Annotated in this window: 13 protein-coding genes; 5 read left to right on the top strand and 8 right to left on the bottom strand. The window is 65.1% G+C overall.

Translation table 11 applies throughout. The features are described 5' to 3' along the window. Nucleotides 1-142: 142 nt before the first annotated feature. On the top strand, nt 143-1,234 hold the full coding sequence (locus OG874_RS29620) for a glycosyltransferase family 4 protein (protein WP_330250383.1): 1,092 nt from the start codon (nt 143-145) through the stop codon (nt 1,232-1,234). 33 nt (nt 1,235-1,267) lie between these two features. On the opposite strand, the gene OG874_RS29615 is transcribed toward OG874_RS29620, so the two are convergent. Both OG874_RS29615 and OG874_RS29610 read right to left on the bottom strand, forming a co-directional pair. Beyond that, nucleotides 1,268-1,762 (bottom strand): DUF5994 family protein, encoded by a 495-nt coding sequence (locus tag OG874_RS29615; protein WP_330250382.1) that lies wholly within the window; start codon nt 1,760-1,762, stop codon nt 1,268-1,270. Continuing rightward, on the bottom strand, nt 1,759-2,208 hold the full coding sequence (locus OG874_RS29610; RefSeq protein WP_330250381.1) for a DUF5994 family protein: 450 nt from the start codon (nt 2,206-2,208) through the stop codon (nt 1,759-1,761). Before OG874_RS29610 ends, OG874_RS29615 begins: the two co-directional genes overlap by 4 nt. 295 nt (nt 2,209-2,503) lie before the next feature. On the opposite strand from OG874_RS29610, the gene OG874_RS29605 reads away from it, so the two are divergent. Next, on the top strand, nt 2,504-3,220 hold the full coding sequence (locus tag OG874_RS29605) for a TetR/AcrR family transcriptional regulator C-terminal domain-containing protein (protein WP_330250380.1): 717 nt from the start codon (nt 2,504-2,506) through the stop codon (nt 3,218-3,220). Nucleotides 3,221-3,230: 10 nt separating this feature from the next. On the opposite strand, the gene OG874_RS29600 is transcribed toward OG874_RS29605, so the two are convergent. After that, nucleotides 3,231-3,644 carry a DUF5994 family protein gene (locus OG874_RS29600; RefSeq protein WP_330250379.1) on the bottom strand — a complete coding sequence of 138 codons (414 nt, stop codon included), beginning with the start codon at nt 3,642-3,644 and terminating at the stop codon, nt 3,231-3,233. Further along, nucleotides 3,610-4,395, bottom strand: a complete 786-nt coding sequence (locus OG874_RS29595) for a TetR/AcrR family transcriptional regulator C-terminal domain-containing protein (protein WP_442943141.1) — start codon at nt 4,393-4,395, stop codon at nt 3,610-3,612. The genes OG874_RS29600 and OG874_RS29595 overlap by 35 nt, the downstream gene beginning before the upstream one ends. Nucleotides 4,396-4,569: 174 nt before the next feature. Between OG874_RS29595 and OG874_RS29590 the strand changes: the two genes are divergently transcribed. Both OG874_RS29590 and OG874_RS29585 read left to right on the top strand, forming a co-directional pair. Beyond that, nucleotides 4,570-4,743, top strand: coding sequence for a hypothetical protein (locus tag OG874_RS29590; RefSeq protein WP_330250378.1), 174 nt, complete (start codon nt 4,570-4,572; stop codon nt 4,741-4,743). An 11-nt stretch (nt 4,744-4,754) separates the two neighbouring features. Beyond that, nucleotides 4,755-5,975 (top strand): fatty acid desaturase family protein, encoded by a 1,221-nt coding sequence (locus OG874_RS29585; RefSeq protein ID WP_330250377.1) that lies wholly within the window; start codon nt 4,755-4,757, stop codon nt 5,973-5,975. 36 nt (nt 5,976-6,011) lie between these two features. Here OG874_RS29585 and OG874_RS29580 read toward each other — a convergent pair whose 3' ends face one another. Together OG874_RS29580 and OG874_RS29575 are read right to left on the bottom strand one after the other, a co-directional pair. After that, nucleotides 6,012-6,908 (bottom strand): alpha/beta fold hydrolase, encoded by an 897-nt coding sequence (locus tag OG874_RS29580; protein ID WP_330250376.1) that lies wholly within the window; start codon nt 6,906-6,908, stop codon nt 6,012-6,014. 199 nt (nt 6,909-7,107) lie between these two features. Continuing rightward, the gene (locus OG874_RS29575; RefSeq protein WP_442943139.1) at nt 7,108-8,358 is read right to left on the bottom strand and encodes a KasA/KasB family beta-ketoacyl-ACP synthase; all 1,251 of its coding nucleotides are present in this window, start codon (nt 8,356-8,358) and stop codon (nt 7,108-7,110) included. Nucleotides 8,359-8,840: 482 nt separating this feature from the next. Between OG874_RS29575 and OG874_RS29570 the strand changes: the two genes are divergently transcribed. After that, nucleotides 8,841-9,503 (top strand): hypothetical protein, encoded by a 663-nt coding sequence (locus OG874_RS29570; protein ID WP_330250375.1) that lies wholly within the window; start codon nt 8,841-8,843, stop codon nt 9,501-9,503. Nucleotides 9,504-9,518: 15 nt separating this feature from the next. Here the strand turns inward: OG874_RS29570 and OG874_RS29565 are convergent, their stop codons facing one another. Then, entirely contained in the window at nt 9,519-10,250 is a 732-nt protein-coding gene (locus OG874_RS29565) for a uracil-DNA glycosylase (protein WP_442943138.1), read from the bottom strand. A 21-nt stretch (nt 10,251-10,271) separates the two neighbouring features. After that, nucleotides 10,272-11,558 carry a M20 metallopeptidase family protein gene (locus OG874_RS29560; RefSeq protein ID WP_330250373.1) on the bottom strand — a complete coding sequence of 429 codons (1,287 nt, stop codon included), beginning with the start codon at nt 11,556-11,558 and terminating at the stop codon, nt 10,272-10,274. Nucleotides 11,559-11,718 lie beyond the last annotated feature (160 nt).

Below are 11,718 nucleotides of genomic sequence, written 5' to 3'. Positions count from 1 at the left end.
AAAAAGACACGGAGGGATCGGCAACTAGGTCTAGATCGTAACACTCGGATCGGCGAAAATTGGTGTGATATGATCGCTTCATCATGTTCGCCCACATCTGGGGCGGCTTTCGGTGGCATTGCCGCCAGTAATCGAGGATTATATGAGAATCGGCGTTATCGCGTCGGTCGCCCACCGTTCACCTCCGAAAAACTATGGCCCATGGGAGCAAATCGCTTCGACGTTGGCCGAGGGGTTCTTCGCACGCGGGCACGATGTCACACTGTTCGCTACGGCGGATTCCGAGACCTCGGCGCGGCTGGTCTCCGCCGTACCGTCGGGGTATGCGGAGACCGCCGGTGCGGATGCGAAAGTATTTGAAGCACTGCATAATTCGACGGCGTTCGCGCGAGCCGGGGAATTCGACATACTCGCCAACCATTTCGACTTCATGCCGCTGACCTACAGCCGGCTGGTATCGACGCCGATGGTGACGACGATTCACGGCTTCTCCTCGCCGAAAATCGTTCCGGTTTATCGGGAGTTCGGTGATATCGCCCACTATGTGGCGATCACCGATGCCAATCGCGACCCGGATCTGCGCTATGCCGCGACGATTCATCACGGTATCGATCTCGCCCAGTTCACATTCCGGCCGGAGCACGGCGAATATCTGCTCTTCCTGGGCAGAATTCATCCGGACAAAGGGACGCACCTGGCGATCGAAGTGGCGCGCCAGGCCGGACTGCCATTGATCATCGCGGGTGTGATTCAAGACGAGGAATACTTCCGTTCGGCGGTCGAACCGCACGTCACCGGTACTGATGTGACCTATCTCGGTCCGGTCGGTCCGGTAGAGCGGGACGCGCTGCTCGGTGGCGCCCGCGCACTGCTGCATTTGATCGGTTTCGCCGAGCCCTTCGGTCTGTCGGTCGTCGAAGCCATGGCCACCGGGACACCGGTCATCGCAACACCATTGGGTTCGATGCCGGAGATCCTCCGCCACGGTCGCACCGGATTCCTCGTCGCCGATGTCGCGGGTGCGGTCGCGGCGGTATCGAAAATCGGGGGACTCGACCGTTCCGCATGCCGGGACGATGTCTTCGAACGTTTCACCGCTGACCGCATGATCGATGCCTATCTGGCGCTGTTCGAGCGGATCGTACGAGATTCCGGACGTCGCGCCGAACCGGCCCAGCCGGTTCAGCAACAGGCCATCGGCTCGCCCGGACTGTTCTCCCACGCTGGACTGTAATTGACAGTGCCCCAAGGTTATTGGCTTCCAGGGCTAGTGCGTCCCGGACCGGGTGCCGAGTAGGTGCGGTGTTTCGGTTCGCGACGCCCACCGCATCCGATTGTTTGCTTCATCGGGCGGGGTATCGGCGGGGATGACCAGCAGGGTCAGACGAGTTCCGCCGGTGCCTACCAGGTGCATGATGTCGTTTGGTTGGGCACTGCCCGGTCCGTGTAGTTGGATGCCGTCGTCGTGGTCGATACGGCGTTGGGTGAGGCTGACCGCGTTCCAGTCGAAGCCGATTCGCACGGTCGAGCCGAGGCGTGGGGTGAGGACGCTGATCAGATCGTGCAGTTCGGCGGTGAGGTTGGCCGTCCACGGCCACCACGCGCCGTCGACCGGCCCCGAGCCGGAGCCGGTTCCGCGCAGTAGCAGGCGTGGTGTGCGGGTAGGTGTCCGGAACGGTTGCCGGTTGCGCACGGGCGGGCCGATGCTCCCGGTCATATCGCGGTGGTTGGTGATCGGGCGGCGTGCCTTGAAGTGGGTCATGATCTGGTCTCGATTCCGCTGGCGGCCAGGGTCGCCGGTTCAGGTTTGACGGTGGCCATCAGGGCCGCATGGGCAATGTCCTCGGCGGTGGCCGATGGGATCACGCGGAGCACGATCAAGCCGCTGTCGCGGCCGAAGACGAACATCGTGTTCCACCGCTCGAACCGGTAGGGGTCGAGTCGGACCGTGTGGTCGTCGACGGTCATTTGCTGGGGTACGCGTGACCAGCACGCGGGGTCGTAGACGACGCGCCAGATCGGGCCGAGCCCTACCGATAGGACTGCCAGGAGATCTGGCAGTTCGGCGGTGAGTTCGCTGGATCGGGGCCACCAGGCGCCGTCGATGTATCCATCGCGTTCGGCCTTCGGCTTCAATCTCAGTCGAGGTGTGTATTCCGGTGGAACGCTATGTCGAGCGGACGGTGAGCGGATCTTTTTCGGTGCCATGATGACGCTCCTGTTTCGGCTGTGGTGCCCGCCGATCGATGGCCGTCGCGGGGATGTGTGACGGTGCCGCGTGCCGTCTGGACGATCAGTAGAAGTGGCGCCCCCGCGGATGGGGTTGGCCGCTGGTGCCCGCGAGCATGAGCACCAGTCCGATGACGACGACAATGACTGCGGCCATCAGATCCTCGAATCTGTTGGTTCTTCCAGTAGACGCCGATTATGCCCCTATGTCAACGTTGTAGGTCTACGATCATGACCTACAGCGGAGATGCTGGGAATGGAGAATGCTTCCGAAATGACCGATCACACGAACTCCCGATCCGGGCGGCCCGGCTCGTCCACCACGGGCCGAGGGGACGGTCCGGTTACGAGGGCGACGGTGCTGCATGCGGCGCTCGAGATCGTCGATCGGGACGGGGTCGACGGACTCTCGATGCGGCGCCTGGCCGACGCGGTGGGCCGGGATCCGATGGTGGTCTACCGGCATGTGGCGAATAAGGCCGCGGTGCTCGATGGTGTCGCCGAGGTCGTCTTCGCTCAGTTGTCGGTCGATGCCTCCGACGCGGACTGGGACGCTCAATTGCGGGTGGTCGCACGCGATTTCCGACGGTTGGCACTGGCCCATCCCAAGGCGGTGCCGCTGCTGGTGACCCGGCCGTTGGCGACTCCGTTGGGGCTGCGTCCCCCGGCGGTGGTCCGTCCGCTCGAGGACATCCTCGCGCTGCTCACCCGCGCCGGGTTTTCCGGCGCTGAAGCCCTGCACATCTACCGCGCGCTGTTCGGCTTTCTCTACGGTCATGTACTCAACGAGTTGCAGGAGATCGTGGAACGTCCCGAGGAGACCGATGAGGTGCTGCGCCTCGGGCTGCATCGGTTGCCGATCGGGGAGTTCCCGTTGCTGCGCGAGCTGGCTCCGGTGCTGGCCGCCTACGACGGCGCGACCGAACTCGAACGAGGTCTGGACATCCTGCTGACCGGACTCGCGGCGACGCTGTCCGGTCCAGGGCGATGATCTTTGCCACTCAGGCCCCCGCCCCACCTTCGGAGTCCCAACGTTGCTGTGCCGCACTCGTTTCGGTGTCAGCCGGGGTGACCACCGCGACCGTGAGCTGAGCGCCGCTCACCCCGAGTACGCCGAGCGTGTGCCGGGGCTTGTGCCGGTAGCCGTCGAGCCGCACCAGTCGCCCGCCACTGGCGAGTTTCCTTGGTGCTGTGGCCCATTCGTCGAGGTGATAGATCACTCGATGGATCGGGCCGAGTCGAGTCGCGACTGCCATGAGCAGATCCGGAAGTTCGGCCACGAGGTCATTGCCGCGCGGGCACCACACTCCGTCGACCGAAGCGGTGTCGTCCGTTGAGGATTCGAGCCGCAGTCGCGGCCGACGGGGGGTCGGTCCGTATTTACCCGAGTCGGTTCGGGTCAGTTGGTGCGTCATGGTCGATGCTCCTCTCTCGGCCGCGTGGCGGTCGGGTCATGGTGCCGGCGAGGCCGGTGAGCAGGATGTCCAGGCCCTGTTCGAGTTCGGCGACGCCGTCGTAGGCGGCCAGGTCGGTGGCGAGGCCGCGCAGCAGCGGGAATTCGCCGATCGGCAGGCGATGTAAGCCGAGGCGAAGCAGGTCGGTTGTTTCTTCGGGGCGTTCGACGAGTTCCTGTCGCTCGTTGAGGATGTGGCCGTAGAGGAAGCCGAACAGCGCGCGGTAGATGTGCAGCGCATCGGTGCTGCTGAATTCGGCGCGGGTGAGCAGCGCGAGAATGTCCTCCAGCGGACGCAGCGTGCCTACCGGTCGCAGCCCGAGCGGGGTGGCCAGCGGGTGGGTGACCAGCAGCGGAACAACATTCGGGTGGTCGACCGCGAGACGGCGGAAGTCGCGCGCGATGCTGCGCAGTTGGTTGCGCCAATTGTGGTCGGTGGTGTCGACGGTCAACTGGTCCAACACGATCTCGGCGACACCGTCGAGGAGCGCCGCCTTATTTGCGGCAAGCCGGTAGAGCACCATAGGGTCCCGGCCGAGGGCCGCGCCGAGGCGTCGCATCGATAGCCGGTCGATGCTGTCGCGGTCGATGATCTCGAGCGCGGCCGCCAGCATCGCGGCCCGGGTCAATGGAGTGTTCCTGGCATTGGTGCGGTGTGCGCGACCTGCCGGACTGTCGGGAGAACCAGTGGGTCCTGCCCTGATTCGGTTCATCTGATTCAGCGCCTCTCGATAGAAACAGCGCAATTGTTAACGCTGTAAGCCTACGCCGTAGACAGGCGGTGTAGATAGAGCATAAGCTCGGGGTATACCGGATTGCGCAGCGGCTGGTCAGCCGGTTTCGGCTGTCCGCGACCGATAGCGCAATCCGGAGACAGGAACATTCCGATGACCTTCGAGGGCAAGATCGCGCACCAGGTTCGGGTAGTCCGTACCAGCCTGCGCACGCTGCTCGCGAGAACCGACGATGACAGTCGGCGTCGGACCGACCGTGGCGGCAAGCGTCCCCACGGCATGGTCGAACGCATCTCGAAAGCACTGAGAGACGTGTTCAAACGCTGAGGACATAACGCATGGCAATCACACAGGTCGCTGTCTACGCGCATCTGAGCGCCGCCGATATCGAAGCACTCGGCGATGAGCTCGACGCGATTCGCCGCGACATCATCGATCAGCGTGATGCGCGGGATGCGGCCTATATCCGCCGCACGATCGCCTTTCAGCGGACACTCGACGCCGGATCGCGGCTGATGATCGGCCTCAGTCGTCACCGAACCGGTTGGCTCCTCGGGACCGCCGGGTTGGCGATGGCGAAGAGCATCGAGAACATGGAGATCGGCCACAACGTCTGCCACGGCCAATGGGATTGGATGAACGACCCCGAAATCCATTCCAGCACTTGGGAATGGGATATGGCGGGTCTGTCGTCGCAGTGGCGTTATTCGCACAACTATCGCCATCACGTCTTCACGAATGTGCTCGGCATGGATGAGGACATCGGATTCGGCGTCATACGGGTGACCCGCGATGACCGTTGGCGCCCTGCGAATCTGCTGCAGCCGTTGCTGAACCTATTGCTGGCGGCCACCTTCGAGTGGGGCATCGCGATGCACGGCCTGGACTCCGAACACCTCCGCGCGCTGCCCCCGGCCCAGAAAGCGATCCAGACCAAGGCGTTCTATGCCAAGATCGCCCGGCAAGCCGGCAAGGACTATCTACTGTTCCCCGCGTTCAGCGGTCGGCGCTGGCGGCGCACCTTGGCCGCGGACACCAGCGCCAATGTTCTGCGCAACCTGTGGGCCTATCTGGTGATCTTCTGCGGACATTTCCCCGACGGCGCGGAGAAATTCGCGCCGACCGTCCTGGAACACGAGACCAAACCGGAGTGGTATCTGCGCCAGATGCTCGGCACCGCGAATTTCGACGCGGGCCCGGTGCTGGCCTTCCTCAGCGGCAACCTCTGCTACCAGATCGAACACCACCTGTTCCCCGACCTGCCGAGCAACCGCTATGCCGAGATCGCTCAGCGCGTGCGAGCACTCTGCGAAAAGTACGACCTGCCATACACCACCGGTCCACTACTGCACCAATATCTGCTGACGCTGCGCACCATCCACAAACTGGCGCTGCCCGACAGTCTGCTGATCGCCACCTCCGATGACGCACCCGAAACCGCATCCGAACGTAAGTTCAACGGCATCGACTCGTCGCCGGCCGTCGATACCGACCGCAGACGCGGGTTGCGCACGGCGTTGCGACGGGTAGCCAACAACCGTCGGATAGCCCGCGGCTGATCCAGGACCGAGGCGCGAAAGCCGCGGTGCGGGCGGCTATTTCGTATCCGCCGCCAGCTCGATGAGGCGGGCGCGGACGAGGTCGGGGCGTTCATCGGCGACGAAATGTCCACAGCCCGTGACGGGTTCGAAGGTGTAGTCGTCGGCGCGGGCGGTGTCGGCGGCGGCCAGGGAGTGGTGGACGGCGACATCGTCGACGCCGAACAGCGCGCGGATCGGGATGGTGGCGCGGCGGCGTTCGGGATTGCGTGCGGCATCGGGGATTTCGCGCAGCCAGAAGGTGCGGTAGGTGTCGGTGGCCGCGCGGGCGCAGACCGGGTCGCGGAAGCGGTCGGCGAAGATGCGCACCACGTCGGGGCCGACCGCGTTGCGATCGGTGATCGCGCTGCCGATCAGCCATCGGAGGAACCGGGTGTGCTCTTGCAGCGGGACACCCGCGGTGGCGATCAGTGGCTGGTAGGCGAGGAAGCGCCAGAGTTGGCGCAGCACCGTCGTTGGCCGGACCCAGGGGTGCGCCATGTTCAGCACCAGGTAGCCGTCGAAACGGTCGGGTTCGCGCAGCAGCATGCGGTACCCGACATAGCCGCCCCAGTCGTGTCCGACGAGCAGCACCTTTTCCAGGCCCAGAACATCGAGTAGCGCGAGCACATCGGAGGCGACGTCCTCCTTGGCCCACTTGTGGGGCGCCGGCCCCGACCAGCCGTAGCCGGGTAGGTCGGGCGCGATGATCCGGAGACCCTCGGGCGGGTCGGCGAGCAGGTCGCGGTAGGCGTAGTGGTGCTGCGGCCACCCGTGCAGCACCACTACCGGACGACCGTCGACCGGTCCCGATTCGGTGACGTGGAATCGGACGCCGCGAGCGGTCACGAACGAACGGCGCACGCCGGGGATGGTGGGCGGCTCAGAGATAGTGGTACCACCGGTATCAGGCATATGGTCACGATAGTTCGCTGCGGCCGGTTGAACCAGTGTGTCGCCGAATCACGCAGGTCGGGGCGAGTATCGCCGCGCTGGACCACGATCAACCGGAGGGTCACACTGGAGGTGTGTTCCAGCCGATCGTGGTGGGATACGACGACTCTCCCGGCGCCCGGGCAGCCCTGCTGATGGGCCTTCAGTCGCTCTACCCTCGCTAGTACCGGCCGAAGGCGAGCGCGACGTTGTGGCCGCCGAAACCGAATGAGTTGTTGATCGCGTATTCGATCTCCTGGTGGCGGGCCTCGCCGTGCACCACATCCAGATCGATCTCCGGATCCTGGTTCTCCAGGTTCAGCGTCGGCGGGACGATGCCGTCGCGAATGCTGAGCACAGTCAAAATCGATTCCAGCGCGCCCACGGCGCCGATCGAGTGTCCCAGTGCGGATTTGGGTGCGTACACCGAAGCGTGGTTACCCACGGCCTTGTTGATCGCGTTCGCCTCGGCGGTATCGCCGATCGGGGTCGCGGTGGCGTGTGCGTTGATGTGGGTGATGTCCTGTGGTGTCAGACCCGCGGTCTGCATGGCGCGGGTCATCGCGCGGGCGGCACCGTCGCCATCGGGCGCCGGAGCGACCAAATGGTAACCGTCTGAGGTGATTCCGGCGCCGAGCAGCCGAGCGTGAATTGTCGCTCCGCGTGCCTTGGCGTGCTCCTCGGTCTCGATGACCATCAGCGCACCGGCCTCACCGAAGACGAAACCGTCGCGATCCTTGTCGAACGGGCGTGATGCGCCCTTCGGGTCATCATTACGGGTGCTCATCGCGCGCATCATGGTGAACGCCGCGATCGGCAGCACATCGATATATCCCTCGACGCCGCCGGTGACGACCATATCGGCGTCGCCCATCGCAATCATGCGCCACGCGTTGACAATTGCTTCGGAACCGGATGAGCACGCCGAGACCGGGGTGACCACTCCGGCCTTGGCCTGCAATTCGAGGCCGACAACAGCGGACGGGCCATTCGGCATGATCATCTGCACGGCCAGTGGTGAAATCTTACGGTAGCCACCGCTTTTCAGCTTGTTGTTCGCGTCGGTGATCGCATCCGCGCCGCCCAGCCCGGTACCGATCGCCACGCCGAGTCGTTCGGGGTCGACCTCCGGGCTGCCCGCGTTGCGCCACACCTCGCGACTGAGCACGATCGCGAGCTGCTCCACGTAGGCCATCCGGCGGCACTCGACACGGGACAGCAGCGTGTCGGGCCGAACCTTCAGGTGACCGCCGATGCGGACCGGCAGGTCGTACTCCTCGATGAACGGATCCTCGAGAACGTCGATGCCGCTCTCGCCATTGAGGAGTCCCTTCCACGTCGCGTCGACATCGCCCGCGATCGAAGTGGATGCCGCGAGGCTCGTCACGACAACGTTCGGGAATCGCCCGTTGGCGGCAAACAGGTTGCGCACGAGTGTCACTCCTGATTTCTCTATCCAGTAACTCGGTTTCGGCGTCCTGGCGAGTACCTTATGCGATGTGAACAGACGTTAGGGGCGCACGACAGGGGGCCGCGGCCGCCGGACGTCGTTGTCGAGTGGCATGGCCGCGGGTGCGTTCCCCTGCTGCGGACTGTGCTGAAACACATTGCTGAACAGGTGTTTTCACCGGACATCGTTTCCGGACGAGCTTACCGATACGACTTGATCATGGTATGCCCGTCGTTACGAACCTTCGGCCTTGCGCTTGTGGGAAACCTCCAAAGCCGCTGGAGCCGCGCACGGCGCGGTCGGGCGAAATCTATTGGTCCGCTGACCGGTTCTCGCTGGCCGATTCGGTCGCCAATACGCTGCTGATGTGCAATCTTGTTATTGCACAACGGCATTGAAAGGGACTGAGGTCGCTTCAGCGGCACCGGTAAAAGGGGTGTGGCGAGATCATGGTGTCGTCGAACATGTCCGAGCCCGGCAATACCGCCGCGCTCTACACGGGCATGCGCCGGAACCGGAGCCAGTCGGCCGCGCCGCTCTGGCCTGGCATGATCGCGCCCGCGGCAGCGCCACGCGTCCTCCCCGCGCCGCGCCCGCCGCGCAAACGCCGCCACCCGCCGCGTCCGCCCTGGCTGGTCGGTACGGCCGCGCTCTTCGGGACGATGGCGGCGGTGGCGCTGGTGTTGGTGTATACGGCCGCGGCGAGCAATACCCGGCAGGCGACGGCGACGATCACCGATCCGGTGCTCGGTGGCGGGCCGAACTGCGAGCCGATGCGCAGCGAACAGTTGGTGCGCGGCAACGGCACCGGTTCGACCAAATCGGGGCCGGATGTGATCCTGGCCTTCCAATACGCCTACTACGTGACCCGGTCCGGAGCGGACGCGCGGACGCTGACCAGCCCGGATGCGGGGGTCGCCGCGGTTGCGCTCATCGACGCCGGAATCAAATCCATTCCGCCGGGCACCCAGCACTGCGTGCTGATCACACCGATGGCCGACGGGCGCTTCGATGTGGTGATCACCGAGATCCGGGCCGATTCGACCGTCCGCACCTACCGGCAGTTCGTGAGCGTCGCGCCGCGCGAGGGCATCATCGTCATCACCAAGATCACGCCGCCGTCCTGATCGGTTTCCGGCCGATCAGCTCCCGCCGACCGGCAGACCCGCTGCGGTCGCGGCGTCGGCCAGGACCGCCTCGAGCATCGCAGGAGTGAGTCGGCCGGTGAAGGTGTTCTGCTGGCTGACGTGGTAGCAGCCGAATAGGTGCAGCGGTTCGCGGTCATCGGCAGCCGGATCCACCACCACATGCGCACCGTGCCCGAATTTGGGGCGCGGGCGCGGAATGACCCAGCCCGCCGACGCGAGCACCGGAAGCAGCGCCTGCCAACCGAACGCGCCGAGTACGACGACCGCCCGCAATGTCGGTGTGAGCAGGCCCAATTCGGTCTCCAGCCAGTGACGGCAGCGGTCGCGTTCATCGGGTGTCGGCTTGTTGTCCGGCGGTGCGCAGTGCACCGGCGCGGTGACCCGCGCGCCGATCAGCCGTAGCCCGTCATCGCGGTGCACCGCCGTCGGTTGATTGGTGAGCCCGACGTTGTACATCGCGGCGTAGAGGAAATCGCCACTGCGATCACCGGTGAACATCCGACCGGTCCGATTGCCGCCGTGCGCGGCGGGAGCCAACCCGACGATCAGCAGCCTTGCGTCGTCCGGACCGTAGCCCGGAACCGCCCGGCCCCAATAGGTCTCGTCACGATAGGCGGCGCGCTTCTCCCGCGCCGCCCGCTCCCGCCAGGCGACCAGGCGCGGGCAGGCGAAGCAATCCGCGACCGCGGCGTCCAGTTCGGCGATGGTCTCGCACACGGGTGGCATTCGATCACATTTCGCGGCGGATCATTCCGGCGACAACGCGCCGATGAGGTGGTCATAGGCGACGTGCGCGTGCAGCCGCACACCGGTGACCAGCGTGTCGTCATCGGCGTAGAAATGCGGATTGTGGTTCACCGCCAGCCCGCGTCCGCCGGGTGATGCAATGGGCATACCGTTCGCGTCGAGTTCGGCGTCTTGCACACCGAGCGTGACGTACAACCCGCCATAGCGATTGATGAATTCCGAGACATCGTCATAACCGAGCGTCGGGATGGACGGCACCACCCGGTCGGCCCCCGCGACGCGCTGGAAGGTCGGCAGTGCGGCGTCGACCCATTTCTTCGCGTTGTGCACCGCGGGCACATCCTGCAGGTGATCCACGGTGGCCGTGGCGTTGTAGGCCTGGGCGGTATGTTCGGCGAGGGTGGTGAGCCGCTTCTGCACCTCGCCCATATCGGATTCGACCGCGCAGCGGATGGTGCCCCACAGCGTCACCGTCTGCCCGATGATGTTGAACCGGCCCACATCCTGGATATGCCCGATCGACACCGTGACCGGATCGAACGCGCTGACCTGCCGATAAAGCTGCCCGATCCCGGTCAGCACCGCGCCGGCGGCGGGCATCGGATCGATACCCATCCACGGTGTCGACCCGTGCACCTGCTGTCCGGTGATGGTGATCTTCACCAGCGATGACGCGCCGAACTGGTTGCCGATCCGATAACCGATGTAGCCCTTGGGATATGGCGTGACATGGAAGCCGAACGCCATTGTCGGTGCCGGATCGGCGAGTGCGCCCTGTGCGAGCATCTCGCGCGCACCGCCCGTTTCGTCCACCGGCGGTCCCTCCTCGGCCGGTTGGAAGACCAACAGCACTGTCCCCGGCAGCCGCTCCCGAACCTGGGCGAGCACGCTCACCGCACCCATCAGCATCGCGGTGTGACAGTCGTGACCACAGGCGTGCGAGACCGGGAAGGGTCCCCCGGGATAGTCGTTGTCGACCGCGTGCGAGGCGAAGTCGACCCCGCACAGGTCCGGCACCGGCAGGGCATCGATATCGGCGCGCAGCGCGATGACGTTCTCGCCCGGCGCGCCGCCGCGTAGCACGCCGACGATGCCGTGCCCGGCGATATCGGTGCGCACCTCGTCCAGCCGCAGTGAGCGCAGATGCTCGGCGATGAGCGCGGCGGTCTGCGCCTCCCGATTCGACAGCTCCGGATGCTGATGCAGATGCCGACGCCAGCGCACCACCTGAGCGGCGATCTCGCCAGCGTGGCTGTCCAATTCGTCGTAGATCGCGCTCGATTTCATCAGGACTCCATTCGGTGTGCCCGTGGGACCGCGGTCGTAGATCGACGCCGTGAGATCGGCGATTGTCATGTCCACTATGCATCGATAGCCATCGGTTTGCGTACAGGACGGCCGACCAGTTCGGTGGGATCGCGAGCCGCGGGTAACGACGCGGATATGT

It is taken from the genome of Nocardia sp. NBC_00565 (assembly GCF_036345915.1).
Lineage (GTDB): Bacteria > Actinomycetota > Actinomycetes > Mycobacteriales > Mycobacteriaceae > Nocardia.
This window is presented reverse-complemented; position numbering and strand designations above follow the sequence as displayed.

Excerpts from the sequence above, each read along its gene's own strand:
- OG874_RS29570 (WP_330250375.1), top strand. The coding sequence starts at position 8,841 with ATGTCCGAGCCCGGCAATACCGCCGCGCTCTACACGGGCATGCGCCGG.
- OG874_RS29560 (WP_330250373.1), bottom strand. The coding sequence starts at position 11,558 with ATGAAATCGAGCGCGATCTACGACGAATTGGACAGCCACGCTGGCGAG.
- OG874_RS29585 (WP_330250377.1), top strand. The coding sequence starts at position 4,755 with ATGGCAATCACACAGGTCGCTGTCTACGCGCATCTGAGCGCCGCCGAT.
- OG874_RS29565 (WP_442943138.1), bottom strand. The coding sequence starts at position 10,250 with ATGCCACCCGTGTGCGAGACCATCGCCGAACTGGACGCCGCGGTCGCG.
- OG874_RS29605 (WP_330250380.1), top strand. The coding sequence starts at position 2,504 with ATGACCGATCACACGAACTCCCGATCCGGGCGGCCCGGCTCGTCCACC.
- OG874_RS29610 (WP_330250381.1), bottom strand. The coding sequence starts at position 2,208 with ATGGCACCGAAAAAGATCCGCTCACCGTCCGCTCGACATAGCGTTCCA.
- OG874_RS29590 (WP_330250378.1), top strand. The coding sequence starts at position 4,570 with ATGACCTTCGAGGGCAAGATCGCGCACCAGGTTCGGGTAGTCCGTACC.
- OG874_RS29620 (WP_330250383.1), top strand. The coding sequence starts at position 143 with ATGAGAATCGGCGTTATCGCGTCGGTCGCCCACCGTTCACCTCCGAAA.
- OG874_RS29580 (WP_330250376.1), bottom strand. The coding sequence starts at position 6,908 with ATGCCTGATACCGGTGGTACCACTATCTCTGAGCCGCCCACCATCCCC.
- OG874_RS29615 (WP_330250382.1), bottom strand. The coding sequence starts at position 1,762 with ATGACCCACTTCAAGGCACGCCGCCCGATCACCAACCACCGCGATATG.
- OG874_RS29600 (WP_330250379.1), bottom strand. The coding sequence starts at position 3,644 with ATGACGCACCAACTGACCCGAACCGACTCGGGTAAATACGGACCGACC.
- OG874_RS29595 (WP_442943141.1), bottom strand. The coding sequence starts at position 4,395 with ATGAACCGAATCAGGGCAGGACCCACTGGTTCTCCCGACAGTCCGGCA.